The organism is Achromobacter colocynthidis, assembly GCF_057334535.1.
The window spans coordinates 88,872-106,057 of sequence record NZ_JBHFIZ010000032.1; the positions used below are offsets into that span (position 1 = coordinate 88,872).

The 17,186-nt window shown below is 64.5% G+C and carries 18 protein-coding genes; 9 read left to right on the forward strand and 9 right to left on the reverse strand.

What is annotated here, in order from left to right:
- Window positions 1–20: 20 nt before the first annotated feature.
- Both ACE04A_RS14595 and ACE04A_RS14600 read right to left on the reverse strand, forming a co-directional pair.
- On the reverse strand, window positions 21–4,286 hold the full coding sequence (locus tag ACE04A_RS14595) for a trifunctional serine/threonine-protein kinase/ATP-binding protein/sensor histidine kinase (RefSeq protein WP_485820245.1): 4,266 nt from the start codon (window positions 4,284–4,286) through the stop codon (window positions 21–23).
- 1 nt (window position 4,287) lies between these two features.
- Window positions 4,288–4,671, reverse strand: a complete 384-nt coding sequence (locus tag ACE04A_RS14600; protein ID WP_448717514.1) for a response regulator transcription factor — start codon at window positions 4,669–4,671, stop codon at window positions 4,288–4,290.
- Between the two features lie 133 nt (window positions 4,672–4,804).
- Here ACE04A_RS14600 and ACE04A_RS14605 point away from each other — a divergent pair, with 133 nt between their 5' ends.
- The gene (locus ACE04A_RS14605; protein WP_279995646.1) at window positions 4,805–5,464 is read left to right on the forward strand and encodes a response regulator transcription factor; all 660 of its coding nucleotides are present in this window, start codon (window positions 4,805–4,807) and stop codon (window positions 5,462–5,464) included.
- 24 nt (window positions 5,465–5,488) lie between these two features.
- Here ACE04A_RS14605 and ACE04A_RS14610 read toward each other — a convergent pair whose 3' ends face one another.
- The 5 genes from ACE04A_RS14610 to ACE04A_RS14630 all read right to left on the reverse strand — a co-directional run bounded on the left by ACE04A_RS14610 (window position 5,489) and on the right by ACE04A_RS14630 (window position 9,644).
- Window positions 5,489–6,133 (reverse strand): response regulator transcription factor, encoded by a 645-nt coding sequence (locus ACE04A_RS14610; protein ID WP_438858741.1) that lies wholly within the window; start codon window positions 6,131–6,133, stop codon window positions 5,489–5,491.
- Window positions 6,134–6,277: 144 nt separating this feature from the next.
- Window positions 6,278–7,357 carry a porin gene (locus ACE04A_RS14615; protein ID WP_485820246.1) on the reverse strand — a complete coding sequence of 360 codons (1,080 nt, stop codon included), beginning with the start codon at window positions 7,355–7,357 and terminating at the stop codon, window positions 6,278–6,280.
- A gap of 114 nt (window positions 7,358–7,471) precedes the next feature.
- Complete coding sequence (locus ACE04A_RS14620; protein WP_448717510.1) at window positions 7,472–8,335, reverse strand: alpha/beta fold hydrolase; 864 nt, start codon at window positions 8,333–8,335, stop codon at window positions 7,472–7,474.
- A 25-nt stretch (window positions 8,336–8,360) separates the two neighbouring features.
- The gene (locus ACE04A_RS14625) at window positions 8,361–9,047 is read right to left on the reverse strand and encodes a hydrolase (protein WP_279995642.1); all 687 of its coding nucleotides are present in this window, start codon (window positions 9,045–9,047) and stop codon (window positions 8,361–8,363) included.
- A gap of 207 nt (window positions 9,048–9,254) precedes the next feature.
- The gene (locus tag ACE04A_RS14630; RefSeq protein WP_448717509.1) at window positions 9,255–9,644 is read right to left on the reverse strand and encodes a helix-turn-helix transcriptional regulator; all 390 of its coding nucleotides are present in this window, start codon (window positions 9,642–9,644) and stop codon (window positions 9,255–9,257) included.
- A 382-nt stretch (window positions 9,645–10,026) separates the two neighbouring features.
- On the opposite strand from ACE04A_RS14630, the gene ACE04A_RS14635 reads away from it, so the two are divergent.
- Window positions 10,027–10,365, forward strand: a complete 339-nt coding sequence (locus ACE04A_RS14635) for a hypothetical protein (RefSeq protein WP_485820247.1) — start codon at window positions 10,027–10,029, stop codon at window positions 10,363–10,365.
- A gap of 145 nt (window positions 10,366–10,510) precedes the next feature.
- Here ACE04A_RS14635 and ACE04A_RS14640 read toward each other — a convergent pair whose 3' ends face one another.
- On the reverse strand, window positions 10,511–10,921 hold the full coding sequence (locus ACE04A_RS14640; protein ID WP_448717506.1) for a hypothetical protein: 411 nt from the start codon (window positions 10,919–10,921) through the stop codon (window positions 10,511–10,513).
- 340 nt (window positions 10,922–11,261) lie between these two features.
- On the opposite strand from ACE04A_RS14640, the gene ACE04A_RS14645 reads away from it, so the two are divergent.
- The 4 genes from ACE04A_RS14645 to ACE04A_RS14660 all read left to right on the forward strand — a co-directional run bounded on the left by ACE04A_RS14645 (window position 11,262) and on the right by ACE04A_RS14660 (window position 14,213).
- Window positions 11,262–12,224: a Bug family tripartite tricarboxylate transporter substrate binding protein gene (locus ACE04A_RS14645; RefSeq protein WP_448717505.1), complete on the forward strand. Its 963-nt coding sequence runs from the start codon at window positions 11,262–11,264 to the stop codon at window positions 12,222–12,224.
- 126 nt (window positions 12,225–12,350) lie between these two features.
- On the forward strand, window positions 12,351–13,133 hold the full coding sequence (locus ACE04A_RS14650; RefSeq protein ID WP_448717641.1) for an aldolase: 783 nt from the start codon (window positions 12,351–12,353) through the stop codon (window positions 13,131–13,133).
- Window positions 13,134–13,278: 145 nt separating this feature from the next.
- On the forward strand, window positions 13,279–13,833 hold the full coding sequence (gene relB, locus ACE04A_RS14655; RefSeq protein ID WP_279995637.1) for a type II toxin-antitoxin system RelB family anti-toxin: 555 nt from the start codon (window positions 13,279–13,281) through the stop codon (window positions 13,831–13,833).
- Window positions 13,834–13,847: 14 nt separating this feature from the next.
- Window positions 13,848–14,213 (forward strand): cupin domain-containing protein, encoded by a 366-nt coding sequence (locus tag ACE04A_RS14660; protein WP_279995636.1) that lies wholly within the window; start codon window positions 13,848–13,850, stop codon window positions 14,211–14,213.
- Window positions 14,214–14,232: 19 nt separating this feature from the next.
- On the opposite strand, the gene ACE04A_RS14665 is transcribed toward ACE04A_RS14660, so the two are convergent.
- Window positions 14,233–14,601 carry a hypothetical protein gene (locus ACE04A_RS14665; RefSeq protein ID WP_448717503.1) on the reverse strand — a complete coding sequence of 123 codons (369 nt, stop codon included), beginning with the start codon at window positions 14,599–14,601 and terminating at the stop codon, window positions 14,233–14,235.
- 228 nt (window positions 14,602–14,829) lie between these two features.
- Here ACE04A_RS14665 and ACE04A_RS14670 point away from each other — a divergent pair, with 228 nt between their 5' ends.
- From ACE04A_RS14670 to ACE04A_RS14680, 3 genes are read left to right on the forward strand one after another with little or no spacing between them, the layout of a single operon-like run.
- Window positions 14,830–15,501, forward strand: a complete 672-nt coding sequence (locus ACE04A_RS14670; RefSeq protein ID WP_448717502.1) for an STN domain-containing protein — start codon at window positions 14,830–14,832, stop codon at window positions 15,499–15,501.
- A complete protein-coding gene (locus tag ACE04A_RS14675; protein WP_448717501.1) occupies window positions 15,491–16,066 on the forward strand; it encodes an RNA polymerase sigma factor in 576 nt (191 codons plus the stop codon). Before ACE04A_RS14670 ends, ACE04A_RS14675 begins: the two co-directional genes overlap by 11 nt.
- 8 nt (window positions 16,067–16,074) lie before the next feature.
- Complete coding sequence (locus ACE04A_RS14680; RefSeq protein WP_448717500.1) at window positions 16,075–17,028, forward strand: FecR family protein; 954 nt, start codon at window positions 16,075–16,077, stop codon at window positions 17,026–17,028.
- Window positions 17,029–17,186 lie beyond the last annotated feature (158 nt).

Here is a 17,186-nt window from a genome sequence, read left to right on the forward strand (position 1 = left end):
ATGCCCGTCTTTGCGCAACCTCAGTTTGCCGTGCGCAGGCGCTCCAGCCGGAACGAGAAGCGGGTGCCGCAAGGCGTCAGCGGCTGCGCGTCCAGCGTGCCGCCATGTGCTTCGATGATTGATCGGCAAATCGCCAGGCCCATGCCCATGCCCTGCGCCTTCGTGGTGAAGAAGGGGTCGAAGATGCGCCCCAGATCGTCTGCCGCGATGCCAGGGCCGCGGTCTTCGACGCTGACCTCGACCATGTCCCCCTCCAAGCGCGAGGACACAATCAACTGGCGCTGCGCCTGCGGCGTGGCATGCATTGCGTCGATGGCATTGGTGACAAGGTTAAGCACGACTTGCTGTAGCTGCGTGCGGTCGGCCTCGACCAGCGCGGCGTCGGAATCCAGCCGCGTCAGCAGGCGTACATGCTGCGCGTCCATTTCCATTTGCGTCAGCGTCAGCACGTCGCCCAGGGTGTCGTCCACGCGCACTGGCGCCAGGGCGGCGGGCGCCTGCTTGGCCAGCGAGCGCAGGGCGCGGATGATTTCCGCCGCGCGCAAGCCATTGTTCTTGATGTGGTTCAAGCTTTCGCGTGCTTCGTTGATGTCAGGCACCGGCCGGTTCAGCCAACGCAGGCTGGCCCCCACCGACGTCACAATCGCCGTCAGCGGTTGATTGACCTCATGCGCGATCGAGGCGGCCAGCCCGCCCATCACCGTCAGGTGCGACGTGCGCGCCAGGTCGCTGCGCGCCATTCGCAGATTCATTTCCGCCTGCGCGCGCCGATGGTTCTCGTCAACCAGTTGCGCGTATAGCCCCGCCATTTCCAACGAGATTGCCGCGTGCGGCGCCAGCAGCTCCAGCGCTGCCGTGCGGCCGGCATCGAACACATTCGGCCCGCCGTTGTTTTCCAGATAAAGCACGCCCAGCAGCATGCCACCCCGAATCAGCGGCAGGCACAGCACCGAGCGCAGCGGCCGGGTTGCGGCCATCGCCGCGTGGATCGATGGCGCGTCCACCACTGCATCGGCCAGCACCAGCGTCTGGTGCGAGCGCAACACGCTGTTCAGCACCGTCAGCGGCAGCGCGTCAGCCGTAGGCGCCGCGCTGCCCAGCGTGACCGCGCAGGTATCGCCCATGCGGCGCGCGGACGCTTCGATCAACGGCGCCCCGCCTCGCACCAGCAACAACAGGCCATACTGGGCGTCTGCGTATTCCATCATGTTGGTCATCAGCGTTTCGACCAGGCGGTCCAGCACCACCTCGCTTGAAATCAGCTGCGACGCGCGCACCCCGATGGTCCAGTCCGCCGCGCCGGTCGCGCCGTCGCGTTCGGCGGGTTCCGGGGGGTCGGCGTGCAGCGCCAACAATGCGGAGTGCGTCGCAAGCACCTGTTCGGCTTTCTTCACCGCGCCCCAGCGGCGATAGCTGGCATGCGCCAGTCTCACGTGCTGACGGGCGGCCGACAGCAGGCCATTGGCCTGGCACAGGCCCGCCGCCATTTCGTGTGCCAGTGCTTGTTCGTGAACAAAGCCCGCCGCGCCGGCGCCGTCGCCAGACGCCTCAAGACTTTGCAGCGCCACCAGTGGCTGTTTCCGCAGGCGGGCCAGTTCCGCGTCGATCAGTTGCAGCTTGCTGCGAAAGGTGGCTGGGTTCAGTCGGCTCCATTTCACAAAGCGGGCGCGGTGGGGCAGCAGTGCCGCGATGGTGGCGTCGGGGTCGGCCGTCGAACCTGGAGCGCGCGCCGTTGCCAGCGCCAGGTACAGGTGGCAATCCGCCGTATTGATGTGGCTGATCACGGACGACTTCAGCGCGGCGGCGCGCGACAGGCTGTCGACCGCCGCCGCGTAGTCGTGGAAATAAAAGGACGCCATGCCGTCGTACAGCCAGATCCAGAATCGGGTGGATTCCGAATGGGTTCGACGCGCCTGTTCCGACGCAGGCTCGTCGCCCACATACAAGGGCGTGCCCAGCAGCCGGCGGGTGAACCCGTGCTGCGCCTTGAGCAGCAGTTCAATGTCTACGTACTGGATCAGGCGCGTCAGCGCCAGGCCGCGTTCGATTTCCTCTTCGACCAGGCGCAGCTGCTCGCCCATGAAAAGCAGGTCGGACACGATGTGGTTGCTGGCGTAGCACGCCATGCCCAGGTCGCCCGACGCGCGGCCCAGCGACACGGCGGTGTGGGCATGGCCCAACGCCACGCTCAGGGGTTGCGTCCAGGGGCAGACCTGGTCCACCGCGACCAGCGTGGCGATGCGTTCGGCCTCGAAACCGTGGTGCTCGGCCAGCGCCATGCCCGCCAGTCCGTATGACAAGCCGTCTTCATAGTCTTCGTATTGCGCCGCGATGAACACGCCGTACCACGACAGGCCATAGGCCGATTCCGGCGTGGCGCCGTGATCCAGCGTCAGTTCGACCATCTTGGCCAGATGGGTGAAGCGGATGCCGTCATCAACGAAGAACGACGAGATCAGCGTGGACAGCAGGCCCATCACGGTCTGCACGCGGCGGTTCCGCGTGACCGGCGTGTGGCCCAGCGAGGCGATGGGGCGGCCGGCCAGCTTGCGCTGGACGATGTCATACGCGTCGCGCTGTGCGTCGGTGGACGGCGCGCGTGTCAGGGGAACGTCCAGCAGCGACAGGCCGGCCAACGCGGCGCCGATCGCGCCTTCGTAGTCGGACCGCAGCGTTTGCAGTGTGGCCTTCAGGCGGTGCACCGCGGCCTTGTCGACAGGGGGCAGGTCGCGCGCCAGCAGGGCGCCGATCTCTCGCGCGGCGGTGGCGAAATCGGCTTGCGCCAACAGGCATTCGCAACGCAGCAGGCTGACGTCATAGGCCAATGGGTACTGTGTCGTCCACCAGTTCCGCTGCATCAACTGGCAGGCCGCACCCACGTAGTGGGCCGCTTGCTGCACCGCCGCCGCGTCCTTGGCGCGCCGCCCGGCAAGTGTTAGTACACGCACGAATACCGTGCGCTGCACCAGGCTCAGCGCAACGCCGTCGGCGCGTTCGATCTGGTTGGCGATCTCGAAGGCGTAGTCGCCAAGCTGCGCGGCCCACAATTCCGCCATCAGCGTGGCGATGCGCGCATGGGCTTGCGGGCGCTGTGCGGGCGTCGTCATGGCGTAGGCGGATTCCAGCACGCGATCGTGCGCGAACACGTAGACGCCGCACTCGTGGCGCAACAGGCCCGCATCAACCAGCGGTTGCAACTGGGTCGCCACGGTGGCCACGGGCAGGTCCGCAATGCGGGCCAGCAGCGTGTCCGCGCTGCGCAAACCCACGCAGGCCATCTGTCCCAACAAGCGCCGTCCGGCCTCGGAAAAGCGCTCTAGCCGTGTCACCATCAACTGGACGACGCTGGCCGAGTAGCGCGGATCCATGACGTCGGCAGTGTTCCATTGCCAGTTTCCCGATGCCGCGTCGAACGACAGGACGCCGTCATCCATCAAGGTCAGCAGCAACTGCCGGGCAAAGAAAGGGTTGCCGGCCGTGACCCGATGCAGCGCCTGGCCCAGCTCGCTGACCGCATTGACCCGGTCGTTCAGGACAGCGGCGGTCAGGTCGCAGACGTCTTGCGCGGACAGCGGCGCCACCGCAATCCGAGTGACCTGGACCGGGTTCCAGCGGTCGGCATGAACCAGCCAGTCAAAGGCCTGGCTTGCTGCCTGGTGGTCCTGGTCGCGATAGGCGCCTAGCAGTAGCACGTGCGAGGGGGGATTGACGGTGTATGCCTTCAACCAGGCCAGCGTATCGGCGTCCGCCCATTGCAGATCGTCGATGAACAACACCAGCGGGAAGCCCGCCTGAGCAAAGGCGGAAAACGTGTTCAGCAGGGCGATGTGCACGCGCTGCTGCGCCTGCTTGGCAGGCACGCGCGACAAGGGCGCGGTGCGCCCGATCAAATGTTCGATTTCGGGGAAGATCTCGGCCACGGCCCGGCCTTGGCCGGCCAGAAGCTCCACCAACCGCGCCCGCAGCGGTGCCAGTACCTTCTCATCGCGGCCCAGCGCGGCCATGGTCAGCGTGCGCAACGCATCGGTTATGGGCGCGTAGGGAATGTCGCGCAGTTGCTGATCGCTTTTGCCACCGGCAAAGCTCGCGCCGGCTTGTTCGGCGCGCTGCGCCAGGCGGTCCACCAAGGTTGACTTGCCCGAGCCCGCGGGGCCGGCAAGCAACACGAGTTCCGCGTTGCCCTGTACCGTCACACGGGCCAGGGCGTCGTCCAGCGTGCGCAGTTCCGCGCCGCGTCCGACAAAGGGGGTGACGGTAAGGGTGGTGCTGTGGTCGGGGACGGGCATGTCAGGGGGCCGTCGAATCCGGGTGGATGGCGCGGTCGATGCAGCGCAGGATTTCGGCGTCTTCGAACGGTTTGCAAAGGAAGCAGAACGCGCCAAGCTGCCTGGCCTGTTCACGATACCGTTCTTCGGGAAACGCCGTCATCAGGATGACCGGCACGGACAAGCCGCGTTCGCGCAGGGCCGCGCACATTGCCAGGCCGGTCATGCCGGGCATCTGAATATCGGTGACCACGCATGACAGCCGCGACAGGTCATCGGCATTCAACAGGCCGGCCGCGCCGTCGTACAGCACCACGTTCAGGTCCAGGGAGCGCAACAAGCTGCCGAGCGCCTTACGCACTGAAGCGTCGTCGTCGACGACCGCGATGAGGGGAGCGGCTTTCACTGTGCATTCCTGTATCAAGGCGACTGCCGGTGGGGTGGCCGCGTCGCAAGTCCCCAAGCATACCCGCAGACCGGGGCCTGGAAAAAGCCATACAAAGGTATAATTTTTTCCCTTTTTAGCCGCCTTTTTCGTTATGCCCGGTCAATCCAATGCTCCGGATCGCGCTTGTCCAGCCACCGAGGCCATGGTCTGGGTGGTGGACGATGACACCTCGGTTCGTGAGGCACTGAGCAACCTGCTGCGGTCCGAGGGGATGGCGGCGCGCACCTTCGGATCTGCCGAGGAAATGCTGGCCGGTGGACTGCCCACGGTGCCCACCTGCATCATCCTGGACGTGCAGCTGCGCGGCCTGAGCGGGTTGGACTTGCAGGCGCGGCTGGCGCCGGGCGATGCTCCGTTTTCCATCGTCTTCATTTCCGGCCACGCCGACGTACGCATGACGGCCACCGCCATGAAGGCCGGCGCGCTGGACTTCCTTGCCAAGCCATTCACCGAGGAAGAACTGTTGGGCGCGGTGCACGCCGCGCTGGACAAGGCCCGGGCACGCCATCAGTTTGCCCGCAACGCGCAGGCGCTGCGTGAGCGCTACGCCACCTTGTCGCCGCGTGAACAGCAAGTGATGCGACTGGCGGCGGCCGGCCTGCTGAACAAGCAGATCGCGGCCACGGCCGATATTAGCGAAGCCACGGTAAAAATTCATCGCGCCAACGCCATGCGCAAGATGCAGGCACGCACGTTCGCCGAATTGGTGTTACTGGCGCAATCCATGGGGCTTATCGAGCAAGGTGGTTAGCCACGGGCGGTCAGCCACGGGCGGTTAGCCACGGGCGTCGATCTGCCCGGCCATCGTCACCAGTTGGGCAAAGCTGCGCGCCTGCATCTTGCGCATGGCGTTGCCCCGGTGGATCTTCACGGTGATATCGCTGATGCCCAAGCGGTCGGCAATCTGTTTGTTCATCAGGCCCGCCGTGGCGTGTTCCATTACCTGCCGCTCGCGCTGGCTCAGGCTTTGATAGCGCTGTACCAAGCCTTGCATGGCTTGTTCGTTGGCGCGGCGCTCGCCGTCGCGTTGCAAGGCCAGTCGCGTGCAATCCAGCAGATCCTGGTCGTTGAATGGCTTGGTCAGGACGTCCAGCGCGCCGGCCTTCATGGCCCGCACCGTCATGGGAATATCGCCGTGTCCCGTCATGATGATGACGGGCAACGCGTCGCCGTCGCTTTGCAGCAATTGTTGAAGGTCCAGGCCGTTGCCATCGCGCAGCCGGACATCCAGCAGCAGGCATGCCGGGCGGTCGTCCCTGTCGTTCTCCCGGAATGCCTGCACGCTGTGAAAGGCCTTGGCGGCCAAGCCTACTGATGCGAACAGCGCGACGAGCGACTGCGTGATCGCGGGCTCGTCATCGACGATGTAGACCACGGGGTCCACGGGTTTGGGTACGCCGGGGGCTGCGCATGGCTTCACGATGAACTCCTGGGTGGGGCGGCCGGGCATATGGTTGCAACGGGCGGGCTCGCTCGGGGCAACTTGCGTGTGTCCAGGATTCTGGCACGCCCGCGCGCCGGGGGCGTACTCACTACCACCAAAGTCGTAGTCGCCGGGCAGTGGCTAGAAGTAGTGGCGCAAGCCGATGGCCAGCGTCTGCGGGCTGGCGCCCTGGGTGACGCCCAGGCTGTTGATGGCAAAGTCATAGTCGGCGTGCGCGCGGTTGCGGATTCGCGAGTAATAGCCGTATAGCGCCGTGCGCGGCGACAGGGGATAGTCGTATCCGACCGTCCATTGCACCGCGCCGGTGTCCGATCCACTGCGTACAAAGCCCACAGTCTGCGACGATGGTCCGCGGCCGTTACCCGCCACACCCAGCGCCGCGCGCAAACTGCCCCGGCCCAGCGCCTGCACGACTGACACGTAATAGCCATCGCGCGTCAACGATCCGCTGGCCGTCTGGTAGCGCAGCCGTTCGGCTACCAGCCCGATCCGGGTCGTCGAAAATTGATAAGACAGCCCCACCTTGAAAGCGTCGTCGTGCGTGTTCGTCGCCTGGTAGTTGCGGTGCACTTCATAACCCACCGCCACGTTCAATCCGCCCAGGTCATAACTGCCCGACCATGAGAAAAGCTGCGGATTACGTGGGGTCCTCATCTTTTCCTGCGGCAGCCCCCACGCGAAGCCACCGGTCAGCCCGCGCCACGACGGCGTGCGGTATTGCAGGGAATTGTTCTGCCTGCGGTCAAACGAACTTGTGTTTTCGACATTGCCGCTACTGGCCGCCGACCCGTTGCCCAGTAAGGCCATATAGCCTGCCGTGGTCGGATAGTAGGGGTCGTAGGCCAGGGTGGCTTCGGTATAGGGCGTATGCCAGTTGCCCAGGAACAGGGTCCCGTAGGGGCCGTCAACGCCGACGCGGGTGTTGCGGCTGGCAATCTGCCCCTGACCGGTGTTCAGGGCGATGCCGCTTTCAATCTGAAAGATGGCGCGGGTGCCGTCGCCCAGCCATTCCGAACCTCGCAGCCCGAATACCGAGCGGTTGTTGGTCATCCGCGCCGCGCTGCCGGCGTCGGCCGCGCCGCTGATCCAACTGCTTTCCAGCGCGGTGTTCAACCTGCCGTAGAGCGTCAGCGACGGTTGGGCGCAGACCGGCGCCGCCGCCACCAAGCATGCGGCTAGCGGTGTTGCATAGCATTTCACTAGAGACTTCCGGTAAAGAAAGAAAGGCAGGGCGCCGGGCTGGTTTGCCGGGCGCCCCTTGATGGGTGCTCCGGAATCGGCGGGTCAAAAGGGGAACCCGCTTCGGGCCGTGGTTCAGCCCTTGATGAAGGCCAGCAGGTCGGCGTTGACCTGTTCGGCATCAAGCACGCACATCCCGTGCGAGGCGCCCGGGTAAACCTTCAGCGTGGCGTTCTTGAGCAGCTTCACCGCCTTCTCGGCCGAGTTCGCAATCGGCACCATCTGGTCGTCCGAGCCATGCAGAATCAGCGTCGGCACGTCGATCTTTTTCAGATCTTCCGTGAAGTCGACCTCGGAAAACTGCTTGATGCACGCGTACTGGCCGCGGATGCCGCCCGCCATGCCTTGCACCCAGAATGCCTCGATGGTTCCTTGATCAACCTTGGCGCCGGGCCGGTTGAAGCCAAAGAATGGCAGGGTCAAGTCCTTGTAAAACTGCGACCGGTTCTGCATGACGCCCTGGCGGATGCCGTCAAAAACTTCCATCGGCAAACCGTCAGGGTTGGAGGCGGTCTTGGCCATCACGGGCGGCACCGCACCGATCAGCACCACTCGCGCAACGCGCTTGCTGCCGTGGCGGCCGATGTAGCGGGCGACTTCGCCGCCGCCGGTGGAATGGCCCACCAAGGTCGCGCCCTGGATGTCCAGCGCGTCAAGCAGGGCGGCCAGGTCATCGGCATAGGTGTCCATGTCGTTGCCCTGGGACGGCTGACCAGAACGGCCGTGGCCGCGACGGTCATGGGCAATGACACGAAAGCCGCGTTCCGACAGGAACAGCATCTGCGCGTCCCAGGCGTCGGCGTGCAACGGCCATCCGTGCGAGAAAACGACCGGCTGCCCTGCGCCCCAGTCCTTGTAATAGATATGGGTGCCGTCACGGGTGACGATGGTCTGGCCGGCGGTGCCCGATGAGGCGGCGGTCTGCGCTTGCGAATTCATGTTCGTTCGTCCTGTGTGCAAGAATTTATCGGGCTGCAATCGGGGCGATTGCCTCGTGCGAGGTATGGGTGCGCTGCGGGGCCTTGTGCACCATCGTGTAGGCGTAGTCCACGCCCATGCCGTAGGCGCCGGAATGTTCCTTCACCAACGCCATCACGGCGTCGTAGGTGTCGCGGCGCGCCCAGTCACGCTGCCATTCCAGCAGCACCTGCTGCCACGTCACCGGCACGACGCCCGCCTGGATCATGCGTTGCATGGCCTGGTCGTGCGCCTCCTTGCTGGTGCCGCCCGAGGCATCCGACACCATGTAGATCTCGTATTGGCCTTCCAGCATGGCGCACAGCGAAAACGTCGTATTGCAGACTTCGGTCCACAAGCCCGCCACGACGACCTTCTTACGGCCGTTGGCGGCCAGCGCGTCACGCACCTTCTGGTCGTCCCACGAGTTCATCGACGTGCGTTCCAGCACCTTTTGGTCGGGAAACACATCCAGCAATTCGGGGTACGTGTAGCCCGAGAAGCTCTCGGATTCCACGGTGGTGATCGTCGTCGGAATGTTGAAGATCTTGCCGGCCTTGGCCAGGCCGACCGTGTTGTTCTTCAGAACCTGGCGGTCGATGGACTGCACGCCAAATGCCATCTGGGGTTGGTGGTCGATGAAGATCAGTTGGCTGTTTTGCGGGGTCAGAACTTCAAGTTTGGATTGGGTCATGGCGTAGGATCAAAGGGTCTGTCGATGCGTGATTGCAAGGCGCAAGCAGACGGATTGTGAATGGAGATGCGCGGGCATCCCGTGGCATTGAAAGGTGTCCGGCAGCGGACGAAACGAAGCTTATGGGGCGGTCATCGGCGGCACAATAACGCCTTCGTATAGGCGTGGAATCCGATGTGTTGATGCGCCGGCGATTACGGGGCTACGTCAGGCCTTGGCCGCGCGACGCCACGCGCCTGGGGGCACGCCCACCAGGTTGTGAAACACGCGCGTGAAGTGGGCCTGGTCGGAAAACCCGCAATCCAGCGCGATATCGGCCAGCGTCTTGTTCGGTATCCGAAGCTGCTCGCGGGCATCGGCGATACGCTGCAGAAGCACCCAACGGTGGGGCGTCGTGCCCTCCGCGTCGCGAAATGCTGTCGTGAAATGCGTGCGTGAAAGCTTGCAGGCACGGGCGACGTCGGCGACGGAGTTCTGGCCGCTTAGCAACATGGTCTTTGCCTGCCGCTCAAGCGTTATCGGCAAGCTGCGTTTGCGCGGCGCGGAACCGCAGGGCAGCGTGCCGCCGTCACCGACGCGGGCGATGGATGGGCGCATGGAATCCTCCGGGGAACTGGGAACGAGGGGTCGTGCCCTCTCGATGGGTGAAAGGGGGGGCGTCGCCGCGCTTTAGCACGCAGGCGTCCGGGCCTGACGATCAGGCGCAGACGCAGAGTAGGACTCGGCCTCAACACCATCAATCAGCCATTGGTGTTAGCGATAGGTGCGCCCGAATAGCGCGCCAGACGGGCCTAGGTTGATGACGCGACGTCGACTTTAGGTCCGCGATCAAGTCGATGGCGGTCTTTTTGCGGTGTGTCGCAAACGATGAAAGCGATGCTAGCTGCGGGCGGCTGAGCCCTCTATGTGCCCACGGACACACCTCAGGACTTATCCAGGCCGCCCAAACGGTCCAGGGCGAGCCCCGACATTCACCGAATTGCACAACGCGAACCAGACGCGCTGGTTCCTGAGCGCAGCCGACCATGACTGCACGGCGGACAGCGCCTTTCCCTGGCACACCCTGCGCGATATCAGCCTGGAGGCCGCGCTGGACGACGCCGGCCGTCAGGCGGTCCTGGATTTCTGGCAACAGCACACGCCGATCTACATGAGCGTTGCCGGCGCTTACGAATTCCTGGCGATACACCGCGACTCGGGCCGCATCGTGCACGGCATCGAGCCGGAATTCGAGGACACCCGCGACGTCGCCCCGAATCTCGCGGCGCTGTTCGAAGACATGATTGCGGGCCGCGCCACGGCGGCCCTACTGGCGTAACGTCGTATGCAACAGCCTACGTAGCCCCATATGCCGCCCGATCTAAAGGCGTATACCCACGACGATATTCCTAGCCTGGGTCTGCGAATCCTGACCCAGGCCGTCGCTTTCCGCCGGGGTCTTCCGACCCTAAGCAGTCATTCGATTAGAGGCTCATCGAAAGGAAGAGACGCTTCCCTTGGCTCGTCGCTTCCCGAGCAAACTTAGTCAAAGCTTCAACAACCGGCTCGATAGCCGGACCATCGGCGCCCATGTGCACCATTTCGTCGTGTTTGGCCCAGACAGCCGATATGCCTGGAATGGCTTCTGGCTGCGCGGTTGAAAGCCTGCGCACAAAGTCCTCTGGGAACTCGAAGACCCATCGCTCTTGCGTGTGCGCACGAAGGTGCTTTTCGCCTTCAAATTCTGTCGCGGTCGTTCCGCCGAGCGCGGACCATAGTCCGGCCAGCACCATGTTGTCCAAAGCTTTGAACTTCAAGATTGGCCAGTTGGCCGACTCGCCAGAGAGAATCGCGGGGATGTCTTCAGTCGAGGCAACCAGGATATCTGTAAGCATGTTCGGTGAACCCTAATTTGTCAGGATGGTAGTGCCATCGCATTCGACCCGGAGTGCGATGTGCGCGCACGCTGACTGTGCCTGAATGGCGTCTACGTTTAGAGGGCAAGATAGCATCCGGCAAGCGACAGGCGCTATTCGCGCGACACGAGGGGAGGCGGATGCCCACCCAATGAATGGTTTTCCCCACCAAAGCCAAAAGGCAAACTTCAACGACAAAGGCGGACTTGATTCCCGCCCCTACGGGTATCCCCCAATCACATTTTCCTTGCGGAAACTCAATCCCCTATAGGACACTTTGTGTCATTAGAGCCGACACGGCGCAATCAAGGGGAATGGCATGAAAGTTTTTCGCATGGTGGCAGCGCTGACCATAGCGCTGGGTCTGACGGGCGGTGCGCAGGCCGCGTATCCGGAACGCACCATCCGGTTGATCGTGCCGTTTGGCGCGGGTGGCATTACCGATATCGTCGCGCGGCAGGTGGGCAAGGGCATGGGCGATGTCCTGGGGCAAACGCTCGTCATCGAAAATCGCCCCGGCGCGGGTGGTGTAATCGCTGCTCAGGTAGCAGCCACGGCGGCGCCTGACGGCTATACGATCTTCATGGGAACGGTGGGCACGCAGGTGGTGAACCCGTTGATCTACAACAAGCTCAGCTACGACGCGAACGCTTTCGCGCCGGTGGGCATGGTGTCGGGCTCGCCGTTTGTGCTGGCGGTGCGGGCGGGGGTGCCGGCCTCCACGTTCGACGCTTTCGTGACCTACGCAAAGGCCAATCCCGGACGCTTGAACTTCGGGTCGGCGGGCAATGCCAGTTCGCCGCATCTGGGTCTGGAACTGCTGAAGTTGACAGCCGGCGTGGACATTGTGCATGTGCCGTTCAAGAGCGGTAGCGAAGCGGTCAACGCCGCGGTGGGCGAGCAGGTGGATGTGGTGATGGACGCCAGTTCGGTCATCATGCCGCATGTGGCCTCGGGCAAGCTGCACGCGCTGGCAGTGGCGTCGGGCGAGCGTCTGGCGGCGGCGCCGGCCGTGCCCTCCAGCGCTGAAGTGGGCGACGCGGCCTTGCAGATCAGTTCCTGGAATGCGTTTTATGCCCCGGCGGGTACGCCGCCCGACGTATTAGCCGCCTTGAACGCCGCCTTGCAGAAGACGCTGGCGTCCGCGCAATTGAAAGACCGTTTGGCGTCCCAGGGCACGCAGTTGTATACCGGTTCGGCTGACGAATACCAGCGCTTCATCACGGCCGAGAAGTCAAAATGGGCTGACATTGTGAAGCGCGCCGATATCAAGATGGATTGATGGCATGCATTCCGGGCTGCGATTTGGGCAGCAGCCCGGCATGCCATTCAGCAAGAAGCTGAGCAAGCCATTCAGCAACAAATTCAGGACTTACGCCGTTGTTGAACACGGCATCACGGAGACATGATGAACGATACGATGCACCTGGGAAAAGACGAACTGATCGCGCGGGCGCAAGCCGAAATGCAGCGCCAGTTCGACACGCCGCAATGGAGCCTGCGTGAACGGCTGGCGCTGACGTGCCGCATTCTGTTCGATGGCGGGCACGACTCGGGCCTGGCCGGGCAGATCACCGCGCGCACGCCGGAGCCGGGCCGCTATTACACGCAACGCCTGGGCCTGGGCTTTGACGAGATCACGGCCAGCAATCTGTTGGTGGTGGACGAGGACCTGCGCGTGCAAGAGGGCGGCGGCATGCCCAACCCGGCCAACCGTTTTCATTCGTGGATTTACCGCGCGCGGCCCGATGTGAATTGCATCATCCATACGCACCCGTTGCACGTGGCGTCGTTGTCGATGCTGGAGGTGCCGCTGGAGGTGTCGCACATGGATAACTGCACGCTGTACGACGATGTGGCGTTCTTGAAGGACTGGCCGGGCGTGCCGGTGGGCAATGAAGAAGGCGAGATCATCTCGGCCGCGTTGGGCGACAAGCGCGCCATTCTGCTGTCGCATCACGGCATGCTGATTGCGGCGGGCTCGGTGGAAGAGGCTTGCGTGCTGGCATTGCAGTTTGAACGTTCGGCGCGCATGCAGCTGTTGGCTATGTCGGCTGGCAAGATCCAACCCATTCCGCCCGAGCTGGGCCGCGAGGCGCACGACTGGATCTTGACACCCAAGCGGTCGCAAGTCGGCTTTTCTTATTACGCGCGCCGCGCGTTGCGTGCGCATCAGGACGTGTTGGCGTAAGCCACGGGGCAGGGGTGGGGAAGGCCGATCAGGCGTAGGGCGTCCAGGCGAAGGGCGGGAAGGCAAGCTCTGTGCAGGCGCAGAGCGCTCGACGGCGGCGCCGCTTTCGGGCATGCTTACCGGCTGGATTTTTGCCCTCCCGCCCATGATCGATCTGCCCCACCGCCTACGCACCCTGCGCCGTCAGCAAGCCCTGTCCCTGGAACAGCTTGCGCAGCGCACCGGGCTGACCAAAAGCTATCTGTCCAAACTTGAGCGCGGCTTGAGCGAACCGTCGATTTCGACGGTGCTGCGCCTGGCCGAAGCGTATGGCGTGGGCGTGTCGCAACTGGTGGGCGCGGATGATGCCGCGCAGGACGAAGTGGTCAGCGTGGTGCGCGTGGCCGATCGCGAGGCCCTGCAACGCGGGGGGCTGGGCTCGCAATACCATTACGAGTCGCTGGCCGGCCGCCGCAAGGTCAAGGCGATGGAGCCCTTCGTGGTGCATCCGCCGCGCGACTTTCCCGACGCCACGGCGGTGTTTCCGCACCCGGGCGAAGAATTCCTGCTGGTGCTCAAGGGCGCCATCGAGGTCCACGTGGGCGAACGCCAGTTGCGCCTGGAGACCGGCGATTCCCTCTACTTTGATTCCGAACTGCCGCACCGCATGCGCACGGTCAGCCGCGCCATGGCTGAAGTGTTGGTGGTGGCGGCGCATTGAACCCAAGGCAAGCCATGACACACGACCCCTCGCGGCTAGTCCGCATTGATGCCGGCCCGATGAAGAACCCCGTGCCGGGCAAGCCCCGCCGTCCGATCTCGGGCGACACGGCTTTTATGTCTGAGACCTTCTTCGAGGGCAACGCCGGCAAGGCCGAAGCCGGCGTATGGGAAAGCACCGCCGGCGTGTTTCAGGCCAACACTACCGGCTACATCGAATTCGGCACCATCATCGAAGGCGCGGCCCGGTTGGTGGACCCGGACGGCACGGTGCATGAACTGACGGTGGGCCAGGCCTTTGTCATGCCCGAAGGCTATACGGGCCGCTGGGAAGTGGACCAGTTCGTGAAGAAGATCTACTTCATCAGCCGCACGGCGTGAAGGTAAGCCGCGATGGCGGCTATTGCGGCGGCCGTTGCGGGTACGCCGACGTGCCGAAGGTATTGCCCATGCGGTTGCCGATGGTGGCCGGCGTGGGCAGGCCCATCTGATTGGGCGGACGCTGTGTGATGGCCTCGGATTCCAATTGCGGCGCGGGCCTGGCCGTGGCGGCCGGCGCCATCTTCTGGTTCAGGCAGTCGTAGGACAAGGCCCGATACCCGTTGACCTCGGTGTCGATGCAAGCGCCGTCGGCGGCGCCTGCTGGTTTGGCGGACGGCTTGGCGGCGGGCGTGGCTTGGGTGTCGTTGGCCGACACGGGCGCATGCATCAGCATGGCGGCCAACAACAATGAAAGCAGCCGGCCAAGGGCCCAGGGCACCGTGCGCATGCGCGCTCCTTGAAGACGCCCGGCCGGATACCGCCGGAGCAATCCAGGAAGTATAGGGATGGCAACAAGCCCGTAGGTGACCGTTGCGTGGCGGCGGCGCGGCTCGCGCGCATGTTGTGTCACGAATGCGTCATTCAGCGCCTCTAGCATGGCGGCTTTTGTCAGGGCGGACATTTCGGTGTCCTCTGTTGCGGCCATGTCAGGCACTTTCCCTTTGCGGTCACGTTCATGAGCGGCGCCTTCAAGGGGCGCGGCGGAGTGCTGCGCGCCTGTCTGGCCTGCGGCCTGTTGGTGCTGGCGCAGGCTGGCCTGGCCGCGCCGCCCGCCCCATCCATTCGATTCGAGATCGCGGCGCAGCCGCTGGCGCAGGCGCTTGTTGAATACAGCCTGGCCAGCGGCCTGACGGTGTTGGTGGACAGCACGTTGACCGCTGGCCGGCAGGCCCCGGCGGTGGTGGGGGTCTACACGCCCAGCGAGGCATTGCGCAAGCTGTTGGCAGGTTCCCCCTTATCCATCCGCTATGCCAGCGCGCAGTCGTTCACGTTGGTTTCCAAGGACGATGACGCAGCGTCCGCCTCGGGCCGGCGCTTGCGCGACACGCCCTACGCCGCCGTGGTGCAAACCGCGCTGAAGCGCGCCTTGTGCAAGGCGGCCGGCACGCAGCCGGGCAGTTATCGCGCGTTGGTGCAATTGTGGTTCGACAAAGCCTGGCGCGTCAGCCGCGTCGGGTGGGTGGCAAGCACCGGCCAGGCCGGTCTGGATGGTCGCCTGGAAGCGGCGTTGCGCGGCGTGGTGATCGGCCCCATGCCGGCGGGCACGCCGCAACCGCTGACGGTGTTGTTGCAGCCGCGCAGCGCGGCGGAATGCGACAAAGAGCAGGGGGGCGGCAGTGCGGGATAACAAGCCGGAAAACTCGTTGCGAGCCTTGTTTCTGGAGCGCTACAACGACTTTCGCAGTCAGCTCAAGCGTCGCTTGGGTTCGGATGACCTGGCGCATGACGCGATGCAGGAAGCGTTCTTGAAGGTCAATGACCTGCCTGCAAGCTCATCGATCCAGCAGCCGGCCGCCTACCTGTTTCGCGTGGCGTTGAACATCGCGGAAGATCAGCGGCGGCGTGACTCCCGGCTGCTGACCGGGGTTGAGATCAGCGAACTGATCCACCTGGCGGACGAGGCCGCGGACCCGGCGCGCATTGCGCAAGGCCGCGACCAGATCGACGCCTTTCAGCGCGCGTTGCGCCAATTGCCCGAGCGCACGCAGCAGATGGTGCTGGCCGCGCGCGTACACGATCTGCCGCATGCCGAGATCGCACGGCGCTACGGCGTGTCGGAACGCATCGTATCCAAAGAACTCAAGCGCGCGCTGGAACATTGCGCGCGCGAACTGCTCGTGGCGGGTAGTGGAAAGGGTGGGTCGGCCCCGATTCCTCGTGCCGCGTGCCGGGACGAAGAACCATGGCGCTGACGATGAGCATGCCCGGAAGGAACAAGAACAAAGAGGACGCCGCTACTCGCGAGGCGCGAGACTGGCTGTTGGCGCTGACGTCGGGCCGCGCCACCGAGCACGACGCGCAAGCGTTTCGCGATTGGCTGCGCGCCGACAGCCGGCATCAGGCGGCCTTTGCCCAGCAGAAGCAGTTATGGGAAGGCCTGGGGCCGGCCATCCAGGAGGTGGCGGCGCAGGGCGCGCGCAGCCGTGCGCGCAAAGCGGCTTTCACGGGCCGTCGTGCATTCCTGGGCGGCGCGCTGGCTGCGTCGGCGGCCTATCTGGCATTCAAGCCGCCGCTGGGCCTGTGGCCTGGCGTGGATACCTTGGGCGCTGATTACCGCACGGCGGCGGGCGAACAACGCCGGGTGTCGCTGGGCAATGCGCTGGACGTGGACATGAACACGCTGACGCGCATCAACGTCGAACACGACGCCGGCGGCCCGGTCATTGAATTGGCCGATGGCGAAGCCGAAATCCGCTGCGGCGCGACGGCCGCCGTCGTGGTGGCGGGCAAGGGCCGGATCACCGCGCGGGACGCTACCTTCAACCTGCGTTACATCGACGGCCAGGCGCGCCTTTGCTGCCTGTCCGGGTCGCTGCGCCTGGTGCATGCGCAAGGCGTGTTCGACGTGGCGGCCAATCGTGAGTTGCGCTACGACGATACGCGGGTGATGCCGCCCGTGCAGGTGGACCCCGCCGTGGTGACCGCGTGGCGCCAGGGCTGGCTGGTGTTCAACCAGCAGCCGCTGGCGCAGGTGGTTGAAGAATTGAACCGTTACCGGCGCGGTCGCCTGGTGCTGATGAATGAGCAACTGGGCAAGCGACTGGTGCAAGCGCGCTTTTCATTGGCGCAGGTGGCCGATGCTGAACGCCTGATCCGCGATGCGTATGGCGCGCGTGTGACACATCTTCCCGCCGGCGTCGTCCTGTTGTCATAAGCACGAGGCGGCCTGCCGCTCGATGAATTATTTATGACAGGGTTCTGGTCTGCATTTTTCAATCCGTCTGTCTTGTTCTAGGTGACGAACACGCGCGATTGGAACAAGGGAAGGCGATCATGCAGGCACGGATGTCGGGGTTGGGTGGCAAGCGAAAC

What these genes read in the sequence shown, in the direction of transcription:
- relB (WP_279995637.1), top strand. Translation starts at nt 13,279, where the DNA reads ATGATCGATCTGCCCCACCGCCTACGCACCCTGCGCCGTCAGCAAGCC.
- ACE04A_RS14620 (WP_448717510.1), bottom strand. Translation starts at nt 8,335, where the DNA reads ATGAATTCGCAAGCGCAGACCGCCGCCTCATCGGGCACCGCCGGCCAG.
- ACE04A_RS14605 (WP_279995646.1), top strand. Translation starts at nt 4,805, where the DNA reads ATGCCCGGTCAATCCAATGCTCCGGATCGCGCTTGTCCAGCCACCGAG.
- ACE04A_RS14595 (WP_485820245.1), bottom strand. Translation starts at nt 4,286, where the DNA reads ATGCCCGTCCCCGACCACAGCACCACCCTTACCGTCACCCCCTTTGTC.
- ACE04A_RS14680 (WP_448717500.1), top strand. Translation starts at nt 16,075, where the DNA reads ATGCCCGGAAGGAACAAGAACAAAGAGGACGCCGCTACTCGCGAGGCG.
- ACE04A_RS14665 (WP_448717503.1), bottom strand. Translation starts at nt 14,601, where the DNA reads ATGCGCACGGTGCCCTGGGCCCTTGGCCGGCTGCTTTCATTGTTGTTG.
- ACE04A_RS14645 (WP_448717505.1), top strand. Translation starts at nt 11,262, where the DNA reads ATGAAAGTTTTTCGCATGGTGGCAGCGCTGACCATAGCGCTGGGTCTG.
- ACE04A_RS14650 (WP_448717641.1), top strand. Translation starts at nt 12,351, where the DNA reads ATGAACGATACGATGCACCTGGGAAAAGACGAACTGATCGCGCGGGCG.
- ACE04A_RS14625 (WP_279995642.1), bottom strand. Translation starts at nt 9,047, where the DNA reads ATGACCCAATCCAAACTTGAAGTTCTGACCCCGCAAAACAGCCAACTG.
- ACE04A_RS14670 (WP_448717502.1), top strand. Translation starts at nt 14,830, where the DNA reads ATGAGCGGCGCCTTCAAGGGGCGCGGCGGAGTGCTGCGCGCCTGTCTG.
- ACE04A_RS14640 (WP_448717506.1), bottom strand. Translation starts at nt 10,921, where the DNA reads ATGCTTACAGATATCCTGGTTGCCTCGACTGAAGACATCCCCGCGATT.
- ACE04A_RS14660 (WP_279995636.1), top strand. Translation starts at nt 13,848, where the DNA reads ATGACACACGACCCCTCGCGGCTAGTCCGCATTGATGCCGGCCCGATG.
- ACE04A_RS14630 (WP_448717509.1), bottom strand. Translation starts at nt 9,644, where the DNA reads ATGCGCCCATCCATCGCCCGCGTCGGTGACGGCGGCACGCTGCCCTGC.